At 49.5% G+C, this 24,025-nt stretch carries 16 protein-coding genes; 12 read left to right on the top strand and 4 right to left on the bottom strand.

The annotated features are described in order from the left end of the window. The first annotated feature begins 280 nt into the window (after positions 1-280). Both ACYVFD_RS15375 and ACYVFD_RS15380 read left to right on the top strand, forming a co-directional pair. Complete coding sequence (locus tag ACYVFD_RS15375; protein WP_461091071.1) at positions 281-3,097, top strand: M14 family metallopeptidase; 2,817 nt, start codon at positions 281-283, stop codon at positions 3,095-3,097. 112 nt (positions 3,098-3,209) lie between these two features. Then, a complete protein-coding gene (locus ACYVFD_RS15380; RefSeq protein WP_461091072.1) occupies positions 3,210-4,532 on the top strand; it encodes a M20/M25/M40 family metallo-hydrolase in 1,323 nt (440 codons plus the stop codon). 90 nt (positions 4,533-4,622) lie between these two features. On the opposite strand, the gene ACYVFD_RS15385 is transcribed toward ACYVFD_RS15380, so the two are convergent. Further along, positions 4,623-5,645, bottom strand: coding sequence for a LacI family DNA-binding transcriptional regulator (locus ACYVFD_RS15385; protein WP_461091073.1), 1,023 nt, complete (start codon positions 5,643-5,645; stop codon positions 4,623-4,625). 426 nt (positions 5,646-6,071) lie between these two features. On the opposite strand from ACYVFD_RS15385, the gene ACYVFD_RS15390 reads away from it, so the two are divergent. From ACYVFD_RS15390 to ACYVFD_RS15415, 6 genes are all read left to right on the top strand, one after another. Beyond that, the gene (locus ACYVFD_RS15390) at positions 6,072-6,665 is read left to right on the top strand and encodes an RNA polymerase sigma factor (RefSeq protein WP_461091074.1); all 594 of its coding nucleotides are present in this window, start codon (positions 6,072-6,074) and stop codon (positions 6,663-6,665) included. A 260-nt stretch (positions 6,666-6,925) separates the two neighbouring features. Then, positions 6,926-10,177 (top strand): DUF1553 domain-containing protein, encoded by a 3,252-nt coding sequence (locus tag ACYVFD_RS15395; RefSeq protein WP_461091075.1) that lies wholly within the window; start codon positions 6,926-6,928, stop codon positions 10,175-10,177. Between the two features lie 155 nt (positions 10,178-10,332). Then, entirely contained in the window at positions 10,333-11,784 is a 1,452-nt protein-coding gene (locus ACYVFD_RS15400; RefSeq protein ID WP_461091076.1) for a DUF1501 domain-containing protein, read from the top strand. A 142-nt stretch (positions 11,785-11,926) separates the two neighbouring features. After that, complete coding sequence (locus tag ACYVFD_RS15405; RefSeq protein WP_461091077.1) at positions 11,927-13,027, top strand: NHL repeat-containing protein; 1,101 nt, start codon at positions 11,927-11,929, stop codon at positions 13,025-13,027. 147 nt (positions 13,028-13,174) lie between these two features. Continuing rightward, a complete protein-coding gene (locus ACYVFD_RS15410; RefSeq protein ID WP_461091079.1) occupies positions 13,175-13,813 on the top strand; it encodes a hypothetical protein in 639 nt (212 codons plus the stop codon). Between the two features lie 111 nt (positions 13,814-13,924). Further along, on the top strand, positions 13,925-14,344 hold the full coding sequence (locus ACYVFD_RS15415) for a CBS domain-containing protein (RefSeq protein ID WP_461091080.1): 420 nt from the start codon (positions 13,925-13,927) through the stop codon (positions 14,342-14,344). A 94-nt stretch (positions 14,345-14,438) separates the two neighbouring features. On the opposite strand, the gene ACYVFD_RS15420 is transcribed toward ACYVFD_RS15415, so the two are convergent. Together ACYVFD_RS15420 and ACYVFD_RS15425 are read right to left on the bottom strand one after the other, a co-directional pair. After that, positions 14,439-15,719 (bottom strand): hypothetical protein, encoded by a 1,281-nt coding sequence (locus tag ACYVFD_RS15420; RefSeq protein ID WP_461091081.1) that lies wholly within the window; start codon positions 15,717-15,719, stop codon positions 14,439-14,441. A 135-nt stretch (positions 15,720-15,854) separates the two neighbouring features. Then, positions 15,855-18,143 carry a DUF5703 domain-containing protein gene (locus tag ACYVFD_RS15425; protein WP_461091082.1) on the bottom strand — a complete coding sequence of 763 codons (2,289 nt, stop codon included), beginning with the start codon at positions 18,141-18,143 and terminating at the stop codon, positions 15,855-15,857. 166 nt (positions 18,144-18,309) lie between these two features. On the opposite strand from ACYVFD_RS15425, the gene ACYVFD_RS15430 reads away from it, so the two are divergent. The 3 genes from ACYVFD_RS15430 to ACYVFD_RS15440 all read left to right on the top strand — a co-directional run bounded on the left by ACYVFD_RS15430 (position 18,310) and on the right by ACYVFD_RS15440 (position 21,302). Continuing rightward, positions 18,310-19,182, top strand: coding sequence for an AraC family transcriptional regulator (locus ACYVFD_RS15430; protein ID WP_461091083.1), 873 nt, complete (start codon positions 18,310-18,312; stop codon positions 19,180-19,182). Between the two features lie 149 nt (positions 19,183-19,331). Then, positions 19,332-20,027 (top strand): hypothetical protein, encoded by a 696-nt coding sequence (locus ACYVFD_RS15435; protein WP_461091084.1) that lies wholly within the window; start codon positions 19,332-19,334, stop codon positions 20,025-20,027. Between the two features lie 66 nt (positions 20,028-20,093). Continuing rightward, positions 20,094-21,302 carry a hypothetical protein gene (locus ACYVFD_RS15440; protein ID WP_461091085.1) on the top strand — a complete coding sequence of 403 codons (1,209 nt, stop codon included), beginning with the start codon at positions 20,094-20,096 and terminating at the stop codon, positions 21,300-21,302. Between the two features lie 234 nt (positions 21,303-21,536). Here ACYVFD_RS15440 and ACYVFD_RS15445 read toward each other — a convergent pair whose 3' ends face one another. Next, positions 21,537-22,430, bottom strand: coding sequence for a hypothetical protein (locus tag ACYVFD_RS15445; RefSeq protein ID WP_461091086.1), 894 nt, complete (start codon positions 22,428-22,430; stop codon positions 21,537-21,539). A gap of 686 nt (positions 22,431-23,116) precedes the next feature. On the opposite strand from ACYVFD_RS15445, the gene ACYVFD_RS15450 reads away from it, so the two are divergent. Continuing rightward, entirely contained in the window at positions 23,117-24,004 is an 888-nt protein-coding gene (locus ACYVFD_RS15450) for a cation diffusion facilitator family transporter (protein WP_461091087.1), read from the top strand. The last annotated feature ends 21 nt before the right edge of the window (positions 24,005-24,025 follow it).

The raw sequence follows: 24,025 nt of genomic DNA on the forward strand, positions 1-24,025 counted from the left end.
CTGTGCTCTGTGTGGTCAGATGCTCACATCTGACACCGTGAGGTTTTAGAATTGTCTAAACATAGCTAACCACACGGCATCAGGAATAGAACCAAAGGAAGAATATATTTCAATTAATGGATTATTAGAAATTTTATTCTCCATATATACCCTTCTATAAAATCCTATAAGTTAAATTGAACTCAAATTCGCTTTGTTCCTCACCACCCTACACCCAACATCCCCTCCTACCTGGCAACTTCTAAACTTCGTCTATATAACCCAATCAATCCGTCAACAAATGCGTTCTTCTCTTTACTTAGTACTTGTACTGCTAACCGCTGGCTTACGCACAGCGATGGCCCAAACCCTCCCTTCGCCGAAAGAGCATTTTGGCTTCAACATCGGCGACGATTACCAACTGGCCACCTATACCCAGACCGAAGCCTATGTAAAAAAACTGGCGGCTGGTTCTGACCGGACAAAGCTGGTCGACATCGGGCTGACCGAAGAAGGTCGTCATCAGTTCATGCTCATCGTATCGTCGCCCGAAAACCTCAAAAAGCTGGACCGCTACAAAGAGATTTCCACCAAAATGGCTCGTGCCGAAGGTATTTCTGAAGAGCAGGCCCATGCGTTAGCCAACGAAGGCAAAGCCGTTGTGTGGATCGATGGCGGTCTGCACGCGACAGAAGTGGTCGGTACGCATCAACTCATCGAAACTATCTGGCAACTGGTGAGCCGCAAAGATCCTGAAACCATGCGAATTCTGGACAATTGCATCATTCTGCTCACCCACGCCAACCCCGACGGACAGGAGATCGTAACCAACTGGTACATGCGTGATCCCAAGCCCGAAAAACGGTCGCTGGAGAACCTGCCCCGGCTGTATGAAAAATACGCGGGTCACGACAACAACCGGGATTTCTTCATGCTCAACCTGAAAGAGACCCAGAATATTGGCCGTCAGTTGTTTATTGAATGGCTCCCACAGATCATGTACAACCACCACCAGCGTGGCCCGGCTGGTTCGGTGCTGGCAGGTCCGCCGTATCGCGATCCGTTCAACTACGTATTCGATCCACTGATGGTCACGGGCATCGATGCGCTGGGCGCGGCCATGATCAACCGAATGAATGTCGAAAACAAGCCGGGCTACACACGTCTGGGCGGTTCGGTTTTCTCGACCTGGTATAACGGTGGTTTGCGAACAACAACCCACTTCCACAATATGATTGGTCTGCTCACCGAAATCATCGGTGGACCAACGCCCGAAGATGTGCCCCTCGTACCGAGCCGACTGATTCCAAATGGGAATACGCCCCTACCGGTTCGTCCGCAGAAATGGCACTTCAAACAGTCGATTGATTACTCGGTATCGCTGAACTACGCCGTGCTGGATTATGCGACCCGTCACCGCGATGAGTTGCTGTTCAACATCTACCGGATGGGCAAAAACTCCATCGAACGGGGCAGTCAGGACACCTGGAGCTTATCGCCTAAGAAGATCGATGCCATCAATACGGCGTTCCAGGCTGACCCTAAAAAGCCAGCCACTGCCTCCGCCAATCAATATGGGTTGATGCCACGAGGAGGGGGGATGCCGATGAAGTATTACGATACGATTATGACAAATCAGGTGCTTCGCGATCCGCGTGGGTTCATCATTCCGGCCAATCAGCCTGATTTTTCAACGGCCGTTAAATTCGTCAATGCCCTGATTCGGACCGGTATCCAAATTCAGCAGGCTACATCTGATTTTACGGTAGCCGGTAAGAAATACCCAGCCGGTTCGTACGTGGTGAAGGCCGATCAGTCGTTCCGTCCGCACCTACTGGACATGTTCGAGCCCCAGGATCACCCCAACGATTTTCAGTATCCCGGTGGCCCTCCCATTCGTCCGTATGATGCCGCTGGCTGGACACCTGCTTACCTGATGAACGTTAAATTCGACCGTATTCTGGATAGCTTCGATGGTCCATTCAAAAAGCTGCCTTACGGTGAACTTCAGTCGCCCGAAGGCCACGTCGCCGGAAGTGCCAGCGCGGGTTATCTGCTGAGCGCCAAAACGAACAACTCCTTCATCGCCGTCAACGACCTGTTGGCTTCGGGTATCGATGTCTATCGCTTGCCGAATGGAACAGGTGGCAAACCGACTGTTGAAGCGGGTACCTTCTTCGTTCCTGCATCGGCAAAAGCGAAATCAATCATCGACAAATCAGCCAAAGATCTGAGTCTTGAGGTAACGGGCGTAACCAAAAAGCCAACCGCTTCGATGATCAAAATGTCGCCTATGCGGATTGCCCTCTGGGATACCTATGGTGGGTCGATGCCGTCGGGCTGGATTCGCTGGATGATGGAGCAGTACCACTTCCCGATGAAAGTCATTTACCCGCAGGATATTGATGCGGGTGACTTGCGGAAGAAATTCGACGTGATCGTGTTCGTGACGCGGGCGATTCCAGCGCTTCGTGGTGGCGACAATGACCCCTTCAGTGGTTTTGAGCGTGAGCCAAAAGAAGAAAGTACACCCGCCGAATATCGTCCGTGGTTAGGCAAGATTACGGCCAGCAAATCCATCCCTCAACTCAAAGCCTTCCTGGAAGCGGGCGGCAATATCGTCACCATTGGGTCGAGTACCAACCTAGCTTACCACCTTGGACTGCCCGTTAAAAACGCCCTCATGGAGATGACCACCTCGGGTCAGGAACGCCCGTTACCTGGCGAGAAGTACTACATCCCCGGTAGCGTGCTACAAGTGACGGTCGACTCTACCCAGCAGGCTACGTATGGTCTGTCGACGCAAACGGATGTGTATTTCGATGCTAGTCCGGTCTTCAAGCTGGCTCCTGAAGCCATAGCTAAAGGAACGGTAACCCCGCTGGCCTGGTTTGCGACCAACAAGCCACTGCGTAGTGGCTGGGCATGGGGACAGGCGTATTTGCAGGATGGCGTAGCTGCGTTTATGGCACCCATCGGTGCCGGTAAGCTCTATGCGTTTGGACCCGAAATTACATTCCGGGCACAGTCGCACGGCACCTTCAAACTCCTGTTTAACCAGTTGTATAGCACAGGCAAAAGCGGATCGCAGGCCAGCGATGTTGTCAGCGAACATTAACCTCAAACTGTTCTAATCTATCAATAGAACATGGATGGTTATGATGATTATGATTTTATCTGTGCAAATCATAATCATCATAACCATCCATGTTCTATTTAATACCTCATCTATGAATCAATTGATCAAAATCTTTTTCATTACTATCCTGCTGACTGGCGGCACTACCCCTTATCTCTTTGCTCAGGAAGAAGCGGATGATGAAGAGTCGAAAAAGGTAGTACCCGTCGACACGAAGTATGAAACGGAGGTTAGTACAATCGCTAAAAAACCGGCCGTCCAATCGGCGTTTAAACTCTTTACCGACTGGGAGCCGCAAACCAAAAAAACGCTGATTATGCTGACCGAAATACCGTCGCCCCCTTTCAAAGAAACCGAACGGGCCAAAGCCTTTGCCGCTCTAATGAAAGAAGCCGGTGCCGATTCGGTATGGATCGATGAGGTCGGCAATGTACTAGCCACCCGCAAAGGTCGTTCAGGTAAGAAAACGGTCGTGGTGGAAGCACACCTCGATACGGTGTTCCCGGCTGGAACCGATGTAAAAGTGAAGCAAAAAGGCGATACACTGTACGCACCCGGTGTAGGAGATGATACCCGTGGACTCACGGCCGTGATGACTGTTCTGAAAGCCCTTAAACAAACCAATATCCAGACCGACGCCAATGTCCTGTTTGTCGGAGCCGTTGGCGAAGAAGGGTTGGGTGATCTGCGGGGAGTGAAACACCTGCTCCGACCCGGTGGTCCAAAAATCGATTCTTACATTGCCGTTGATGGCGATGGCTATACGAACATCACGCACCGGGGCCTGGGTTCACACCGCTACCGGATTACGTTCAAGGGGCCGGGCGGACATTCCTACGGCGCGTTCGGTATCGTCAATCCGCATGGTGCACTGGGCAAGGCCATTTATCACTTCACCACCGAAGCCGATAAATTTACCAAAGAGGGTGTTAAAACAACCTACAGCGTGAGTGTGATTGGCGGAGGCACCTCTGTTAACGCCATTCCGTACGAATCGTGGATGGAAGTTGATATGCGGTCTGAAAGCCCGGAGAAACTGAAAGGTATCGACGCCCTACTCCAGACTGCAGTTCAGCAAGCCCTCAAAGAAGAAAACGCCATGAAACGCTGGGGACCCGATCTGACCGTCGACGTTAAACTGGTTGGAGATCGTCCTTCGGGTCGTACTGAGCCAACCACCCCAATCGTACAGCGAGCCATGGCCGCTTCCAAATTCCTCAAAGGCGAGCCTAAGCTAAGCGCCAGCTCAACCAACGCCAACGGTCCGTTTTCCAAAGGGATTCCGGCCATTACCATTGGTAGTGGCGGTACAGGCAATGGCGCTCACTCACTGAAAGAGTGGTGGCTAAACGACAAAGGGGTTCTGGGCCTGCAACGAATTTTACTGGTTCTGCTGGCCGAAGCCGGGTATTAAACAGCTTCATTCTTTTTGTTTCAGGTTGGCTGACCTGAAGGCAGTGTATATGCGTCAGCCAATCTGAAACGTTAAACCTGAAACAAAAAATTACTTCCTCAGCGACGAGCCCCGCACCATAAGTTGGGTTTCCATGACTTTTGTTTCTTTCGGCACGTTCTCATCAACGGCATCGAGTTCGCGGAGCAACAGCCGTACGGTCTCGTTTCCCATTTCCTGAATGGGTTGGTTCACACTGGTTAGGGTAGGCGAAAACAGGGCTGACACGGGTTCGTTGTTAAAGCTCACAATCGCCACATCGTCGGGAATGCGAATCCCTTTCTGATTCATGGCATACATGGCCGAAAACGCCATCCGGTCGCTGATGATCACCACACCGTCGGGAGGTTGGGGCAGGCTCATCATTGCCAGCGTTTGCATAATCGCACTCTCGGTCGTGTAATCGCAGTGGAACACATATTTATCGCCAGCCCACAGGTCATGCTTTTCCAGGGCAGCCCGATACCCTGCTATTCGCTGATTGCTCAGGACCAGTTGCGCGGGCCCGGCCAGAAAGCCAATCCGACGGCAACCATTCTCGATCAGGTGTTCTGTCGCTTTAAACGCTGCGGCATGGTTATCGACAATTACCTTCGAAACATTGATGCTCTCGGCATAACGATCAAACAATACCAGCGGGATATTCTTCCGAACCAGCCGCTCTACGTGTTCATAATTATCGGTATCGCGCGATAGCGAAATAATAAACCCCTCCACCTGACTCCGCATCAGGTTTTGAATGTTGGTAATCTCGCGCAGATACGATTCATTGGTCTGACAAACCAGTACACTATACCCGGCCTGCAAGGCTGCCTCTTCGATGCTGTTGAGCATGGCCGAGAAGTAGTAATAGCTCAGGTTAGGGACAATAACCCCGATGGTTTTGGTCCGGCTTTTGGCCAGATTTTTGGCTAATTGATTAGGCTGATAATCCAGCTCTTCGGCTAGTTTCAACACCGCATTCCGCGTATCGGGGTGGATTTCGGGCATACCACGCAAGGCGCGCGAAACAGTCGAGATAGAGATATTGAGTGAACGGGCAATATCCTTTATGGTAACAGGTGTGTTTTTCATAACGACCAGGGCCCAAAGGCTAATTATAACTTTTATAAGAAAGTCTTCTCAAGATAGCTCAAACCTGTTTAAAGCCAGTAAAACCGGGGTGTAATTTAGTTTAAAAAAATTTAAACATTTCAAGTCAACTTATTTTTTATGCAAACGTTTGCGGTAGCGATTGCGGTATCGATTGCATAAAATCAAGCTCTTTCAGGCTTAAAATAACCTTGACAAGTTGTACTAAGGAAGTATATTAGTATATAATACCCAGAAAAACAGTAAAAGGTATAGTTTATTGTATGGTAGCGTCCGAAGCTCGTCTAATACTAAAAATTGTACTTTGTTATGATGGACGACGTAAAGAAATCTCACAGAAGTGCGTCCGTTTCCATGCTAACCTGTTCTGACGGTACGCTTTGTTTACCTTTTTCCTGATACAACAGTATGGCTAGGTTGGCCTTAATTCCTACTGATGAAGTTCTTCTTGCCCAGCTCTGGATTCGGTTCAAAGCAGGCGATGGACAGGCGTTTAATCAATTGATAAAGAAACGCTACCGGGTATTGTTTACCTATGCTACCCGCTTTACACAGGACCGCGAATTGATCAAAGACTGTATTCAGGAATTATTTCTGGAGCTTTGGTACCGACGGGCCAATGTGGTTGAAACGTCGTACGTAACCATCTACCTCATCAAAGCGCTACGAAACAACCTGTTCCGGCTGCTCAAAAAAGAAACGGGTCGGGAGATGCTTCTCGATGATTGGGAAACTACAGGTGCTTTACTAACCGATGGCCAGACACACGAAAGCAACCTGATCCGTGACGAGTTCTCTTCGGAAAAAGAAAGCCGACTTCGCCAACTTATCGACCAACTCCCTGCCCGACAACAGGAAGTCATTTTCCTAAAATTCTACAAAGGCTTATCAAACGAAACCATTGCTCAGATGATGGACGTGGAGCGCCAGACAGTCGCCAATTTCCTGTACCGGGCGCTGGGAACCATGAAATCAACCCTACGCACACAGGCGTTTGCGTAAATCAAAGAGCGAAAGCGTGAATGAGTGAAAGAGCGAATAACCTGCCGGATGGCTTCGCTCTTTCACTCATTCACGCTTTCGCTCTTTGATCCTCTCCACGTCGGATTTGTGCAAAACAACCTCTTATTTGTGCATTTATCCTCGCTGACTAAAATCCTATTTTTGCTCCTGATTAGTCAATACACTTTGACTGCCTGACCAACTGCTTTTTTCAGATACCTTGCTGATTAGCTGTTCGTCAACTATTTATTCAGGAGCTTATGCAACGATTATCACTGATACCGTTTACCCATAAATACCTGTTAGTACTGGCAAGTCTGCTTGTTTTTTGTGCTGTCGGTTTCCTGCAAAGCTGTAGCCACGTCGATAAACCTGTGGCTATTTTACAGTTGGCCGATAAGCTACCCGAAACCGTCGATTACAACCTGCACGTCAAGCCAATTTTGTCCGATAAATGCTTTTTCTGTCATGGACCTGATAAGAATAGCCAGAAAGCGGGTCTGGAACTGGCAACTCGTGAAGGCGCTCTGGCAGCCCTGAAAAAAGCGAAAGGCAAACACGCTATCGTTCCTGGCGATTTAGCCAATAGCGAAGTCTACCACCGGATCATCACAACCGACGAGCATGACATGATGCCCCCCAAAGCCTCGAACCGGGTTCTGTCGGACTACGAAAAAGCTATCCTCGTTAAATGGATTGAACAGGGCGCTGAATACAAACCGCACTGGGCGCTGATCAAACCCCAAAAGTCGGAATTGCCTACTGTAGCCGATACCCACTGGCCCAAAAATCCGATCGATCAGTTCGTCCTGCACAAACTGGAAGAGAAGGGGCTAAAACCATCGCCCGAAGCCGATAAAGAAACACTCCTTCGCCGGGTAACGCTCGACCTGACGGGTTTACCGCCTACCCTCGACGAAATCGACGCGTTTCTGGCCGACAACTCGCCCAACGCTTACGAGAAAGTAGTGAACCGACTGCTGCAATCGCCCCACTATGGCGAGAAAATGGCCGTCGACTGGCTCGATCTGGCCCGCTATGCCGATACGCATGGCTATACTGTCGATCGCTATCGACCGATGTGGCCCTGGCGTGATTGGGTCATTCAGGCCTTCAATAGAAATCAGCCGTTCAGCCAGTTTCTGACCTGGCAATTGGCGGGTGATTTACTTCCCCATCGTACTGGTGACCCGACTACCCGCGAACAACGGCTGGCTACGGCCTTCAACCGCAATCATTCGCAGAACATGGAGGGGGGAATCATCAACGAAGAATTCCGGGTCGAATACGTTGCTGACCGAACCAACACGCTGGGGACGGCCATGTTGGGCCTTACGGTCGAATGCGCCCGCTGCCATGATCACAAGTTCGATCCTATTTCGCAGAAGGACTATTACAGCCTGTTTGCCTTTTTCAACAATGTCGATGAGATCGGGCAAATCTCCTGGGATGATGCCATGCCTGTTCCAACTATGCTACTTTCGGATCAGAAACAGGATAGCCTGCTGGCGTTTATTAACACACGCATCAAAACGACCGAACAGTCATTAGCGCAAACGGCATTGACTGAACAGCAGGCCTTTACGCAGTGGCGAACCAGCAATCATAACACCGTCACATTCGACCCAAAGAAAAGATTACAGGCTCGGTTCACCTTCGACAAGCTGGTTAAGAACCAGTTTATCAGTGACGTGTTACCTGCCGACAAAGGCACCGTAGTCGACCCGGTACTCGCAGCCGGGAAGTTCGGACAGGCGTTTCAATCCAATGGTGACGATATTTTAAGTTTGGGCAAAGTAGGCATCTTTCACCGGGCGCAACCCTTTTCGATTGGCGTATGGGTCAACCTGCCCAACGAGTTGAACAAAGGGGTCATTCTGCACAAAGGTCAGGGTGATATTCTGTACAATTTCCGGGGGTATTTTCTGAATCTACGCGACGGGAAAGCCGAGCTTCGGATGGCGCACACCTGGCCGTATAACAGCATCAACCGGGTGAGTCGGCAACCCCTCCCCAAACAAAAATGGATTCACCTGACCATGACCTACGACGGGTCGAGCAAAGCCAATGGGTTCAAGCTGTATCTGGATGGCCGGGAGATGGCGATGGCAACGGAACGGGATAATCTGTATAAAGACATCATCTTCTCCAAATACATTGGCAAAGAACAACCCGGTTTGCAGGTAGGAGCCGATATGCGGGGCACGGGTATCAAAAATGGGCTTGTCGATGAACTGGTCGTGTATAGCCGAGAGCTGACGGCCCCTGAAGTTGCTTTGCTGGCTCAGTCAACGGGAAGTACCAATCCTATAGCTACTACCCTGTCCGATTCAAAAGCGTTGTTGACCTATTATCTGGCCAATGTATCTACCCCTTATCAGCGCCAGCGCGATGCGCTCCAACAGGTACGTACAGAGCGTAACCGGCAAGCTGAAGACATACCGGAAATCATGGTGATGGAGGAAATGAAAACCCCACGCCCAACGTACCTGCTCAAACGTGGAGTATACGACGCTCACGGCGAACGCGTTCGACCCGATGTACCGGCTAGTATTTTACCTTTTCCGGCCAGCCTTCCGCGCAATCGACTTGGACTGGCCCAGTGGCTGCTGCACCCCGACAATCCACTGACGGCCCGCGTGGTAGTGAATCGCTATTGGCAAACCTATTTTGGCACAGGTCTTCAAAAATCGTCCAACAATTTTGGCAACCAGGGCGGTCTTCCCTCCCACCCCGAACTCCTCGACTGGCTGGCGATTAATTTCCGGGAATCAAACTGGAATATGAAAGCCATGCAGAAGCTGATCGTTATGTCGGCTACCTATCGGCAGTCGTCCCGAGCAACGAAAGAAAGTCTTCGACAAGATCCAGAGAATGTGTGGCTATCGCGGGGGCCAATGTCGCGCTTAACGGCCGAGATGGTTCGGGACAATGCCCTGGCTGCGAGCGGATTACTCTCGGCTAAGATTGGTGGACCGAGCGTGAAACCGTATCAACCGGAGGGCTTGTGGGCGGTTAACAATACGACGTATGTGCAGGATAAGGGTGAAAGTCTGTACCGACGGAGCTTGTATACCTTCTGGCGTCGAACCAACCCGCCCCCATCGATGAACACCTTCGATGCGCCTTCTCGTAGCTATTGCGTGGTGCAGCGACAAAAAACCAGTACGCCCTTGCAAGCGCTGGTCCTGCTCAACGACCCCCAGTTTGTCGAAGCGGCCAAAGTCGTTGCCGAACGGTCGTTTATACGGTATCCAACGCCTTCGGAACGGCTTACCAATCTATTTCGTCTGTTAACAAGCCGTAAACCGATCCCCAAAGAAATGACTATCCTGACCCGATTATATGAGCAGGAATACCAGAAATTCAGGAACAATCCGGCCAAAATGAACGGCTGGTTACAGGCAGGCGAGTATAAACTGACGGGCATGTCGGATAAGCCAGCACTAGCCGCTGGAGCCGTTGTTGCCAGCACGGTTATGAACTCAGAAGCCTTTATTACCAAACACTGAAGCTGGTCTGACCAGCTTCCCGAAAGTTCCGTTCCCGAGGTCTGTGAGGACACAGACCATCGACCGGATGGTTTAGCTGACGCATGAGTGGTCTGTGAAGACACAGACCTCGGAATAGGATACCACCGATGACAATCATTGACCATTAAATGACCATGACTGACAAACTCACACAAACTCTGGCCGATACCTTCAACCGGCGGTCGTTTCTGACAAAGGCTAGTATTGGCCTGGGGTCACTGGCATTAGGGTCGTTGTTGCCCGGAAATCTTTTTTCAACGCCATCCCCAACGTCATCGACCCCTCTCGTTCCGCACCGAGCCCCGAAAGCGAAACGGATCGTGTATTTATGCCAGAGCGGTGGGCCATCCCAACTCGAACTATTCGACTATAAGCCATTTCTGGAAAAGATGCATGGCAAAGACTTACCCGCATCGGTTCGAAAAGGGCAGCGTTTGACCAGCATGAGCGCGCAGCAATCCTCATTGCCGCTGGTTCGGTCGCCTTATGCGTTTGCTCAGCATGGCCAAAGTGGCGCCTGGGTTAGCGAGTTGATGCCCCACACTAGTCGGGTAGCCGATGACCTTTGTTTCATCAAGTCGATGTTTACGGAGCAAATCAACCACGACCCGGCGCTGACATTCTTCCAGACGGGCAACCAACTGGCCGGCCGACCTAGCATCGGGTCATGGATCAGTTATGGGCTAGGGTCGGCGAATGAAAACTTACCGGCGTTCATCGTACTTGTTTCGAAAAATGCCCCACAGGATCAACCTCTTTACGCCCGACTATGGGGTAATGGGTTTTTACCGTCCAAACATCAGGGAGTACAGTTCCGCTCAGGTGCCGACCCGGTGCTGTATCTGAACAACCCGTCTGGCTATAGCACGACGGATAGGCGCTATATGCTCGATGCCCTCAAAGACCTCAACCAGGTGCAGGAAGAGCTCTATGGCGACCCGGAAGTAGCCAACCACATTGCCCAGTACGAAATGGCGTTTCGGATGCAAACCTCCGTTCCCGAAGTCAACGACCTATCGGATGAGCCCGACTGGGTATTCGACCTATACGGTCCTGAAGCCCGCAATCCGGGTACGTTTGCTGCTAACTGCCTCATGGCCCGTCGATTGCTGGAACGGGATGTAAAGTTTGTTCAACTATATCATCAGGGCTGGGATCAACACGGTGATCTGCCCAAAGGAATTAGCCGTCAATGTAAAGCGACTGATCAGCCATCGGCCGCTTTGGTACAGGATCTGAAACAACGAGGTTTGTTGGATGATACCATCGTTATCTGGGGTGGAGAATTTGGCCGTACCAACTATTCGCAGGGTAAACTAACGAAGGACAATTACGGACGCGATCATCATCCTCGCTGTTTTACGATCTGGATGGCTGGGGGTGGCGTCAAATCCGGTATTACGTATGGAGAAACGGATGAATTCGGCTATAACATCGCTCGCAACCCGGTGCATGTACATGATTTTCAGGCAACCCTGCTCCATCTGATGGGGATCGATCACGAAAAACTAACCTACGAATTTCAGGGCCGTCGCTTCCGTCTTACGGATGTGGAAGGCAAACTCGTGAAAGGAATTTTAGCCTGATCAATCCTAATCTGCCCCGTGGTCTGTGTCCTCACAGATCACCCATGCGCCAGCCGGGCGTGTCCATCTGGCAAAGTGACCTGTGAGGACACAGGCCACGGTTGAACGTAATCAAGCAACAGTCTTACCCTCAGCATAACCAATGAATCACTCACAAACCCGCCGAACCTTTCTTAAACAGTCGACAGCCGCTGTTGCCAGTTCATTAGCCATCAATCTGGTTGGCTATGCCCGTAATCCTGAACTTGATGTAATTGGCCATGGCGCTTATAAATACCGGGTCAATAAAGAGTGGGGAGTGCTCGACCCAGCCAAAACGCCCGTGTTCAACTGCCACGAAATGGTCAAAGACTCGAAAGGGCGGCTGATTATGATCAACGACGAGGTCAAAAATAACATTCTGGTCTATGACAAATCGGGTAAACTACTCGATTCGTGGGGCACCCGCTACCCCGGCGGACATGGGCTCACACTGGCCAGCGAAGGCGGTGACGACGTTCTGTTCATTACCGACTGCGGGTATTTCTTCGGGCGGGACAATAAGTGGCATGCACAATCGGGTGGAATATTCAAGACCACCCTTGATGGCAGTCTGATCTTCAGCATTGGCCACCCATCGACCATTGGTGTCTATAAACCCGATCAGAAATTCATGCCCACCGAAGTGGCCGTAGCACCCAACGGTGACTTTTACGTGGCCGATGGCTACGGCTCCGACTACATCATCCAATACAATCACCAAGGACAATACATCCGTCATTTCGGAGGCCATACCAACGCCAACCCCGACCATAACCTCAACAACGCCCACGGTGTAGCGGTCGACCTGCGCCAGCCCAACAACCCCAGACTGATCTGCACCTCACGGGAAGACAACGCCTTCAAATTCTTCACCCTCGACGGAAAATACCTCGAAACGGTCCAGTTGCCGGGTGCTTACGTTTGTCGTCCTGTTATCAATGGCGAGAACATTTATGCGGGTGTGTGCTGGTCAAAATCGCGGGAAACGGGCAAGCGGTTCGACAATTCAGGCTTTGTGACGATTCTGGACAAGAACAACCGGGTGGTTTCAAATCCGGGAGGTACGCAGCCTGAATACAAAAACGGCGTGCTCCAGCAACTCTTTCAGGATGGCAACACCTTCTACCACGGCCACGACGTATGCGTTGACGAAGATCATAATCTGTACGTCTGCCAATGGAACGCCAACCGAACGTATCCAATCAAACTGGAGCGGGTTTAGACTCTTAATAAGTCATCATCTTAACAGGGTATTAAACACCAGCTGCTTTGTTTTGTAAGTAAAAACTCTATTTATGCATACCATTCAGATACTACAAAAATAGCTTAGACCGTTATCCGGCAGAATCTTGGCTTTTGCTACCCGTTAATGAAACTGATCGGATTTTGCCTAATCTTTTGGCTAGCACCGTTCGCAGGACGAACGCAGGATTTTATTCAACAATATCGTTTATTCTGGGCCAGCAGGTATGCAAAAGAAGCCAAGCCCGATGCTATAATTCCGCATGGTAAAGCTTCTGTTCGCGTTTCTCGCCTTAAGGGAAGCTCGTATACTTTACAAAGGGAAAAGATAGATAGTCTCCAATCTGTCTTACAGGATTATCAATGGCAAACAGGTGTCGATCTGGCAAAGAACGAATTGCTATACCTGCTCATTTTCACAGACCCACGAACCTCTACTGAACGAATATATCTCTGGGATAAAGTGCATAAACTGTATTATGAGCAGGTGGAGAAAATTAGTCCAGTTAGTACGTCTCAACTAACCATTATCCGAAAGAATTCACCTGCCCAACAACTTACCCCTGGTCATGAAATCGTCATGAAAGATGATACGCTTCGAGTCTTGCTTGAACAACGTAAGCTGAAGGAAATGTACCAGTTAGCTCAAACCCATCGACTGGAAGGTGGCGAAACATGCTTAGGTCTCATTTATAAAAAAGAAGGTACTGTCTGCAAACTTACTCCCATCGACCTCCCATCGTTCGAATTTATACAGTCTAAGTAACATAGGCTTGCCTTGTCAAACCATTTGACCAAAAGCAGGAACGGTCTTGAGGTAAGTCATTTCGCAGGTAAACAGGTTGATTGACCTTTGAGCCAATCAAACAAATGCATTATGAAGCACAGAGAGCCTGTTTCGAATATTATGACCCGCACGGTCTTCACCGTCAATCTCAACGACGATCTTCATCAGGTTATTGACCTCATCAATCATCACAAAATCAGACATGTGCCTGTCGTTGATGCCAATGAAATCGTTGGTATGATCAGCAAAACGGACGTCAACCGACTAACCTTCAGTTCACTATTCGAAGGCCAGGAGGATGCTGATGAAGCGGTTTTACAGATTCTATCGATTGACCAGGTCATGACCCATAAACCCCGGACGATTCCCGTCGGTATGACCATTCGGGAGGTAGCCGAAGTGTTTGCTGAAGAAGAATTCCATGCCCTACCCGTTGTCGATGAGGAGAATAAACTGGTTGGTATTGTTACGACCACCGATCTGATTAAGTACTTACTCGATCAGTATTAATTGATGATCTACAACCGCTAATTCTACCCCATTCCGGTAATCCGCTCTACCTGTGATGTCGGTTACTTATAACCGACATCACAACGTGTAGTTCTTACAGAAATACGGAAAAATAGCCTTGCTTTCCTTGCTGAGTACCCATAAATAGTACTCGTTCATTGCCAAGCCAGCGTGGTGCATAGTCAGCCGAGGGAATCAGGCCAGGCAGCAATTTGATCTGACGCACCTTATTGGTTGCCAAATTCCGAACCCACAGACTGTAGGAATTTGGCGTAGGGTCGGTTCGTGTACTCAGAAAAATAAGCTGTTTTCCGTCGGGCGAAAACGACGGAGCCGTGTCAATCCAGCCGGGTTGCGAGTCAAAATACTTTATTTCACCACTTCCTTCGGGCGAAAAAAGCGAAATAACAGAACGCCACTGTTTATTGTCGGTACTCTCACTTCGAACGCGTGACACGGCAATATACTGACCATCCGGCGACCAGTCAATGTCGGTTTGTCGAATAGAATTTGATCCGCTAATGGGCAAAACGGGTGTCAATGGAATCGCGGAACCACCCGATACGGCTATTTTCCAAAGTCGGGATTCTTCATTGGAAACCGTCGAGAACGCCAGCCATTTCCCATCCGGCGACCAGTCTACCCCTTGTATCCAGGCCGCACTCGCCACCGGAAGCGTTCGCGTCTGCTCAGATGATATGTCATAAATACTAATTCCATTTTCTGTTCTGGAAGGATAAGCAAGCTGCTTCCCATCCGGCGAAAACGAGCCTATCGTCCCCTGCCGGGTTACGAGCTTTGTCGAAACAGGCTGTTCATTTTGCAGATTGGCCACATACAGTTGATTCACATACTGGCCTGCCCCTTCTTCAACCAATACCGAATAGGTTACCTTTGCGCCATCCGGTGTTACATCTCCTCCTATAACATTCGTTGAAGCACCAAACCCGAATCCTGGGTAGTAAAGCGATTGGGATAGAAACCCGGTGGAGGCCATAACCGTATTGGAATTCGCCGGTGGAGCACTCTTATTTTTCGATACGATGCGGGCAACCAATTGCTCCCCACCCTGAGCCACAGGAATACTAATTGATTTATTGTCAGCACTGATCGTTTGATACGTGCGAAACGGCCCTAATTCATCAGAGGCAATTTGTACGTCATAGGCTTCGGCTTCTACATCTGCAACATCGGGGCAGGGTGCCGTCACACAAACGATACGAACTTCCTGCCAACTGAGTTTATAATCGGTACCGCTTAGAGAAATCTGCAAATAAACAGGTCTTACTCGCTTGGCAGGATCAACTACATCCGCATCCTTCGTGCAAGCGTTCAGGAACGTAAATACAATCGACCAGAGAAGTAAACGTTTCATGGTATAAACCGATAGCCTATTTTTTCTTAAAGGACCCTAATCAGTTCTAAAAGGTTGGGACATCAATTATCTAACAGCTAATAGTTCAACTGATTGGCAGACTCATTCTTAATGAAATACATGTTACTGAAACCCTTAGGGCAAAATCACATCCTTCGCTCGTTCCTGTGGGGTTACTTTCAGGTCGCGTACCTGTCCATCTACGACTCTGCCCTCCACGACTGTATTGTAAGGTGCATGGAGTTTAAAGGTGGCATTCCAGGTTTTTGGCCAGGCGGGGAGTAACCGAATCGTTTTGCCATCAGTTTGCATCAGCATTTCCTGTAGACCAATCATGCCCGAGCCACCCCAATTATGGTCGGGTGTCCAGTCGAAGCCGGGCCCCCAAAACGTTGGAAACCGGTGCGGGCCGTTTTGAAGTTTGAGGGTAGTTAATCGGGCGGCTTCATCGGTAAGGCCAAGCCGGGCGGCAAAGATGTTGTGCTGTCGCCAGCCAATGTGGCTTCGGTATTTAACCACCAGTGTATCGTACGTCCAGGTGTTTTTTGCGATTTCCAGACCGGGTTTTCCAACGCCGTACAGCCCCCACGGGTAAACCGGATACAGTTGTGGCGCTTCGGTATTCTGGATTCGCGCCCAGGCCAGTGCTGGTGCCAACGTCTTATGACCAGCGTACTCGCCAAACGGAAGGGACGGAACCCGCTTCCGCATGGTCGTCCATTTTTCCCGGCTTTTTGCAGGCAGATACGTTTGTGGTAACTCAAGCATCCGGTCCAGAATCACGGTCAGCGCCGAAATAACGGTCGTCGAATTGTAGGTCATCTTATAGGTCTCAGCGGCCGAACTGGGATAGAAAATGTACTGTCCCTGTCCATCGAATGGCTTGCTACCCCGTTGTTTTGCCAAAAACTGATAATGTTCGTCGTAGAACGTCAGGCAACTTTCAATAAACGGAATGTACTCGCTGATGTCGCGCCCTTCATAGCGCTCGGTATCCAGCATCATCAGGCAGAACTCAAACACGGTTTCCCATTCGTATTCGAGCCAGGCATTGTATTCCATGCCGGGGTCATAACCTTCGGGACGTTTCAGGCCATATTCCATGATGTTGGGCAGGCCAAAATTTTCAATCTGCTCGGTAAAACAAGCGCCATTATGCCCCCAGTAGACTTTACTCCGCAGCTCGGCATTCCGTAGTGACCGCAGATAAAAATCGAACTGGGGTTTCAGCATGTCGAAATCGCCGGTTTTGAAGAGCGGGAAATAAACCAGCCGCTGATTCTGTGCCGTCATCGTGCCTCCACCCCAAAGCCGGAAATCGGGCGAGTACGCATACTTTTTATCGGCATACTCTGGGTCGAAGGTAAACAGGCCCCCGTTGAACTTCGTCGGCCATTTTCCGTAGGCATTGCAACCCAATTGATAGCGAAATAGCTGGTAGTTTCGGGAAACGGCAGTTACAGCCGTGTCTTTACTATCGATAGCGATATAACTACGATTCCAGAATTGCCGCCACCAGTCCAGGGTTCTCTGTCGAGCCGTTTTGCGATTTTGCTCCGCCTGGCTTACGGTGGTTGTTAGCTCCGTTTTCCAGTCATCGAGGGTGACGGTTTGTGCGGCCGTAAGGGCGATCTCTAGTTGTTGCGAACGGGTCGGTTTCTGGCTGGCTATCGACCAGGATTTGTATTTCGCGCTAACGTACGTACCCGAATCGATGCCAGCGGGTTTCATACCTGCTCCCCGCATAAGCCCACCGAATGTATTGTCTTTGAGCGGATTGAACAGACTGTCTTTTACTGAAGACATTCCTTCTATACGCACGGTATAATCAAAAATCGATTCGACATCGCTGCGATTGCGGTGGTAAAACAGAATATCGTTACCCTGAAAACTGGTTTCATCCTTGCGGGTAATGACGTCGAATTTGGGCGATGCCTTGTATGAATTTGCCCGGTATTCAGCACCCTGAACCAGATGGTCATTGTAACGCCAGGATTCATACGAAGCCGTCACACTAACCGGTTTGGCGCTTTGGACATCCACATGCACTACGGGCCGGAACACATCAACCCAGAGCGATACCTGCACATTACCGCCACTGATGGTCACTCCCCCGTCGGCCAGGTGCAATTCCTGTCGGAAATCGGAACCCTGAAACGGATTGGGCGAAAGTTTTAGCCGAACCCGGCCGAGTTTCAGCATGGCGTTGTTCTCATCGAATGTGCCGCTCCTGGCCAGATAAACCAACACATCGCCTTTTTCGACCCAAACGTTCAGGCCAATATCGCCCCCACCACACGGCATCGATTCCGACGAATTCCGGCTCTGACTAGTCCAGACTACGTTGTTGGCATCACTAGAGGGTGGTTGACCAAAACCCGATTGCCACCATAGAAGAACAAGCAGAGAATATAGATATTTCATATAGCTTTAATAGAACGCAGATTTTTATGATCGCTATGATGGGTTATGATTAAAAAGATCATAACCCATCATAGCGATCATAAAAATCCGTGTTCTGTACTGATTAGTAAATCCACAATAGCGGCTTTGTTTTGTCGGAATCCGACTTTACGCTTTCTGGCGACTTATGTTCGATGTTATCAAAAGCCTGCGACTGAGCTTGTTGCATATGGGGTTTATCCAACTTGATTCGCGCTGGCAGTACGACCATGTGATTAGCCCCTTTTCGCGTTTATACCTGATTACCGACGGCGAAGGCTGGGTATGGCACAACGGTCAAAAGTTTATACTAAAACCTGGCTACCTCTACCTGATACCCAGTTTTACCTACAGCCGCTATCACTGCGACCAGTTTCTGGAACAATATTACATCAGTTTTTTCGACGAAATGCCGGAAGGGTTATCTGTTTACGACCTTACCTCAACGCTTTACGAAGTAAAAGCAGAGCCTGTCGATTATAATTTGATGGAGCGCCTGCTCACGCAAAACCCTGGCCGGACAATCCAGCAGCCCAATCCGAAAGAATATGACAACCGGCCCGAAGTACTCAGTTTTAATCAGCCCAAACCGAGTCAGTCATTGAGCCAGTTTGTCGAAACGAATGGGATTTTACTCCAACTTTTTTCCCGCTTTCTGGGTGCTGAGAATGATGATGACCGGCAACGGGCGAAAGGCATCCATCAACTGGCATCGGTTTTACAATACATCGACAGCCATTTGCAGGATAAGCTGACGGTGGAGCAACTGGCCGCAAAGGTCCACCTGAATGTTGACTATTTTTCCCGCTTATTTTTAACCATTGTGGGCATCCGTCCGATGGACTATATCATTAATAAACGACTGGAACGCGCTCAACTGCTCATGACCACTTCCTCAATGGCATTAAAAGCAGTCGCTGAGTCGGTCGGTATTCCCAGTATTTATTATTTCTCCCGATTATTCAAACGGCGGTTTGGCATTCCTCCGGGCCAATACCGCGATACGGCCTGGACTATGTAAGTATTTTCCGCTTCTGATCAGTTCCGGCATTATCAATGTACCGATTCCTTACGTACCATATAGGAATAAAATTGCTGTGTATAGGCCATATGTTAACCATAGGCGGGATTTATGGTTAACTAAATAGTGAAACCATCAACTCAACAGCGATGAAAAAACTTATTACGACAACAACGCTGCTTGTTGCCTTTACGCTAACCGTTCAGGCTCAGAGTAGGTCCGATTCAACAAGCAGACAGAGGCCAATCCTTTCGGAGGAAACCCGGCAGAACATCAATCAGAAAAGCACGCAGGCAGCCGAAAAATTAGATGAAACGATCGATCAATCGATTTCCTATCAGCAACGCAATCAGCTTAGCTGGTTCCAGCCGGGCAACCTCTTTGTGGGCGGTGGACTAGGGATGGGCTCGGCCAATGGGCAGGCTTATTTAGCATTGAACACCCGAGTCGGTTATTTCTTCCAGCCGGGCTTTACAGCGGGTCTGCGCTTCGATACCGACAGACTCGTCGGAAACAAATACAACTCCCGGCAAATAGGCGCTTTTGCCCGCTATTATCCCTTTCGAACCCGGATAAGTAGTTTTCTTGGCGCCAGCCTGAACAGTGGGCGGGAATTTTCCGATAATCTATCTCCCGAGACAAAAGCTAAATATACCAGCGTTGGGCTGGAGGTTGGGGTTATGGCCTGGATTCTCCATCGGTTAGGGGCCGAACTCTCGTACGAGAGTAATTTCTATAACAAACTCGACCCAACGGTCAGCCGGGGAAAGGGTAATCGAATCAAGCTGGGCGTCAATTATTATTTCGGCCAGGTAAACAATCGGGGCGTAAAGCTGACCCGGTAGCAAGCGCAATGTGCATGGCCATTTAGAATGGCGTTCTCAATAATTAAATCAATACACAACAACGTTATGAAAAGGAACATACTAACCGTAGCAGCCATGTTAGCGGCTGTCGTAGGTCTATCATCCTGTGCGGCCACGGAGCGCTGGGTTTATGGCAATTCAAGCAATAGTCGACAGGACATTGCGCCCCAACGAACAACGAGTACAATGCGCGATCGGGATCGGCGGTCGGACCGGGATCGAGACAACAATGAATCACTATTTAGTAGCCGTCGCAATCGTGATCGCCGAATGGACGACGATGACTACAATGATCAATACACGGGTACCTACCGAAATCCCTATCGCTCAGACAACGACCGCTCCTATCGGTCGGATCGTAGATCAGATAACCGCTCGTATAATAACTCCTATCGTGATCGCGACTATGATGATCGGGACTACGATGATCGGAATGATTCCAGGCGTGATTCAAACAATGATCGCTCGTATAATCGGCGGGATGATTCGTATGCTCGCCAATCGTACGACCGTCGTTACAACGACCGAGATCGGGATTCCTACAATGGCCGTTCCGATTATGATCGCAACCGTAATGACTCGTATGATAATCGCTCTGACTCAAACCGGGATCGGCGCGACAACTCAGATACTTATAACGACCGTCGTAACGATGACCGAAACCCGTCTGATAACCGGATGAGTTATAATGATCGCTCTACCAATAACGACCGATACAATACGGACCGCGACCGTCAGTACGATGACCGACGAATAGATAATGACGGCCGCGATATGAATTCGATGAACGATAATCGTCGGAATACTAACGACGACCGGAACGATGGCCAAAACATGAACTCGTCGATGAATCGGCAACGCTCCGACGATATGGACAATCGGAGAAATAACGATAGCCGTGGCAATGATTCCGACATGAACCGATCGAATACGATGGGTGGTGGGCGCACCTCCGATTCAATGCGCGATCGGCCGATGAACCGCGACCAACGTGATTTAATGGATCGCATGGCTGAACAGATGGACAAGCTTGACCAGAAAATCGATGAAACTAAGGCTGACGTGAAAAATGAAAGCCGTAAAGAGCGTAATAAACGAGAAGATCACGTTCGGGATCTGGAAGAAAAACGCAGCCGTTTATCGTATGCCTATTACAAAGTGCAGCGGTCGAGTGAGGACGATTTCGACAAATTAAAGAAAGAGACCAACAAGCTCGTCGATGATGTAACGGACGCCCTCAGCGACAAAAAGTAAAATTGAATTCTATATCAATCAAAAAGGGACAGCCTATTGTAGCTGTCCCTTTTTCGTATGGTTTATGAGGTTAATCAAGTAGAGTAAATTCTGATTACTAGATTTTGTCATCCCGACGCAGGAGGGAACTCAAGCGTCAGGCGATTCGAGATCTCTCCTGCGTCGGGATGACAAAATAGGCATAATAGCCTATTAATAAACCACTTAAAACCGCCAATTTGATCCTAATATCTATTAAAACTTAACGCCCAGATTGACGCCCAGTATCCGCCGTTGGCTGTTGCCACTGCTCAGGACATCCGCAAAGCCGTAGTGATAAACAAAGCTTAGCATGATTGGGCCCGCATCGAAGCCAAGGTTTACTAATCCGTTGATGGTCGCTGCCTGAAAGTCTGCATTGCCGAGATTAAAATCATTTTTGTCGGTACTCAGTGGCGTAGCATACTCAGCCCCAACGGCCAAACGAACCGCCGATACCCCTCGGTCTGACTGAGCCAGCTTAACACCAATATAGGCCGGAACATGCAGATACCGCTGATCGATATTGGCCGTAATATCACCTACACTACCCGCCTGCCCATCGCCAGCCCGATAAAACTCCGAACTCGATGTCAGGTATTCGGCACCAATCTGCCCATACACACGACCGCCACCCCGCACAAAAAACCCTAACTGATAGCCCAGGCGACCGGTTAGCTTTTTGCTATCCACACTTTCACCTTCAAAACGAGTTGAATTAGCCCCGGCATAGATACCAAACGTAAAATGCTTGTACTTTTCCCGGCGCTCCTGACGTTCGCTTACTTCCTGATTGCGCATGCCATCTTCAAACCCTTCGTCATACGCTTTGCTCAAATCTTCTTCGCTAAACCGACGATTGTTATCGTAACGGTCTTCATACCGGTTATCATATCGTGGACTTTCGTCGCTTCGGCGGTTGTAATCCCTGCGTTCGTCAATCACCCGCTCACGGTCGCGGTCACTTTGCCGATCATAACGACGTTGATCCCGACTACGATCCGAACGATCATTATACCGGTCGTCATACGAATTGTACTGCTGACCCAACGCCAGGGTCGCACTACAGAGACTAGCTAAAATTAGAGTTGTTTTCGAAAAAGTTTTCATAATAAATATCGTTGAGAATACATTGTACAACCTTCAGTTACTGGGAATGTTTGGCATATTGAGCTTAGAGGACGAGCGGCAAACAGCCAAAATGCAACGTATAAGCCTACTTTCTGACCCAAAGCCCAAGCCGATTTATGAGAGTGCCTTTTAAACTGTGGCACGGCTGATACAAGCGTCTGATTAGCAACTATGGAATTAGCTGTGCCACAGTTCGGCGAGCAATCTCCGATTTATCTTGATATATTGTATTTTTATTATATATACCACAACTATATTAGTCAGACATTACCTTTACGCCCATATCTCCTGCCAGTTTACAACAGATCAATGAGCTTTATTAGGGATTCAACGGGCAAAATGGCGTCAGAATAGCTTTTTGCCCATTGAATCCCTATCCATTTTGGCCAGTTTACAGTGAGCCAAACTAGCTGGCTAAATAGCAAACTTGTTTGAACGCGCCCCAATCAAGCGATGTAGGAGTACTTTGTCATCCCAAGGAACGTGGGATCTCGAATTCCCTGACGCTTGAGATCCCTCATTCCTCGGGATGACAAAACCTATTGAAACATACGTGTAAACAGGTTCCTCCTTAAACATTTTTTAACAGCCATTTGCTCGTCTAAGTTGTTAATCAACTAAACACCCACTAACTACTGAATCGCTTCACAACCAAGCCTATATTCATGGAGCAACCGATTAAACCCCATCAGGCTGAGCGGGGTCAGAAAACAACACTCATTGGCATCGCTGTCAGTATCGTGTTGCTGGTCGTCAAAGGAACGGCCGGGTGGCTGGGGCATTCTTACGCGCTGATTGCCGACGCCATCGAATCGGGTACCGATGTCATTACCTCAACGTTTGTCTGGTTTGGGCTACGGGTTGCCGCTCGTAAACCCGACGAAAACCACCCCTATGGCCACGGGAAAGCAGAGCCACTGGCCGCCATTGTCGTATCGATGGCCTTGTTGGGCGCGGCTATCTTTATTGCGGTCGAAAGTATTCATAACATACAGGTGCCCCACGAGGTCCCGGCACCGTTTACGCTGGCTGTTCTGGCGGGAGTTGTTATCGTCAAAGAGGTCCTGTTCCGGCGTATTATTCAGGTGGGCACCGAAACCGAAAGCAGTGCCGTAAAAGCCGATGCCTGGCACCACCGAAGCGACGCCATTACCTCGCTGACCGCCTTTGTGGGTATCAGCATTGCGTTGATTGGTGGTCCTGGCTACGAAAGCGCCGACGATTGGGCAGCTCTACTAGCTTCTGGTTTCATTGTTTTCAACGCCTACCACATTTTCCGGCCGTCGTTTGGCGAAATTATGGATGAATCACCGGCGGGCGACTGGAAAGCTGAAATCGAAGCCATTGCCCTGACGATTCCAAATGTGAAACGAGTGGAGAAATGCTTTGTTCGCAAAGCCGGTTTCGAATATTTTGTGGATATGCACGTACAGGTTCCGGCCAAGCTGACCGTAAAACAGGGGCACGACATTGCCCATGCGGTCAAACGAGCCATCATGGCCGAAAAACCCGCCGTGTATAACGTATTGATTCACATCGAACCTCACCACTGACAGCCAACAGATTGGCTAATA

The organism is Spirosoma gilvum (genome assembly GCF_054776815.1).

What these genes read in the sequence shown, in the direction of transcription:
- ACYVFD_RS15375 (WP_461091071.1), top strand. Translation starts at nt 281, where the DNA reads ATGCGTTCTTCTCTTTACTTAGTACTTGTACTGCTAACCGCTGGCTTA.
- ACYVFD_RS15380 (WP_461091072.1), top strand. Translation starts at nt 3,210, where the DNA reads ATGAATCAATTGATCAAAATCTTTTTCATTACTATCCTGCTGACTGGC.
- ACYVFD_RS15385 (WP_461091073.1), bottom strand. Translation starts at nt 5,645, where the DNA reads ATGAAAAACACACCTGTTACCATAAAGGATATTGCCCGTTCACTCAAT.
- ACYVFD_RS15390 (WP_461091074.1), top strand. Translation starts at nt 6,072, where the DNA reads ATGGCTAGGTTGGCCTTAATTCCTACTGATGAAGTTCTTCTTGCCCAG.
- ACYVFD_RS15395 (WP_461091075.1), top strand. Translation starts at nt 6,926, where the DNA reads ATGCAACGATTATCACTGATACCGTTTACCCATAAATACCTGTTAGTA.
- ACYVFD_RS15400 (WP_461091076.1), top strand. Translation starts at nt 10,333, where the DNA reads ATGACTGACAAACTCACACAAACTCTGGCCGATACCTTCAACCGGCGG.
- ACYVFD_RS15405 (WP_461091077.1), top strand. Translation starts at nt 11,927, where the DNA reads ATGAATCACTCACAAACCCGCCGAACCTTTCTTAAACAGTCGACAGCC.
- ACYVFD_RS15410 (WP_461091079.1), top strand. Translation starts at nt 13,175, where the DNA reads ATGAAACTGATCGGATTTTGCCTAATCTTTTGGCTAGCACCGTTCGCA.
- ACYVFD_RS15415 (WP_461091080.1), top strand. Translation starts at nt 13,925, where the DNA reads ATGAAGCACAGAGAGCCTGTTTCGAATATTATGACCCGCACGGTCTTC.
- ACYVFD_RS15420 (WP_461091081.1), bottom strand. Translation starts at nt 15,719, where the DNA reads ATGAAACGTTTACTTCTCTGGTCGATTGTATTTACGTTCCTGAACGCT.
- ACYVFD_RS15425 (WP_461091082.1), bottom strand. Translation starts at nt 18,143, where the DNA reads ATGAAATATCTATATTCTCTGCTTGTTCTTCTATGGTGGCAATCGGGT.
- ACYVFD_RS15430 (WP_461091083.1), top strand. Translation starts at nt 18,310, where the DNA reads ATGTTCGATGTTATCAAAAGCCTGCGACTGAGCTTGTTGCATATGGGG.
- ACYVFD_RS15435 (WP_461091084.1), top strand. Translation starts at nt 19,332, where the DNA reads ATGAAAAAACTTATTACGACAACAACGCTGCTTGTTGCCTTTACGCTA.
- ACYVFD_RS15440 (WP_461091085.1), top strand. Translation starts at nt 20,094, where the DNA reads ATGAAAAGGAACATACTAACCGTAGCAGCCATGTTAGCGGCTGTCGTA.
- ACYVFD_RS15445 (WP_461091086.1), bottom strand. Translation starts at nt 22,430, where the DNA reads ATGAAAACTTTTTCGAAAACAACTCTAATTTTAGCTAGTCTCTGTAGT.
- ACYVFD_RS15450 (WP_461091087.1), top strand. Translation starts at nt 23,117, where the DNA reads ATGGAGCAACCGATTAAACCCCATCAGGCTGAGCGGGGTCAGAAAACA.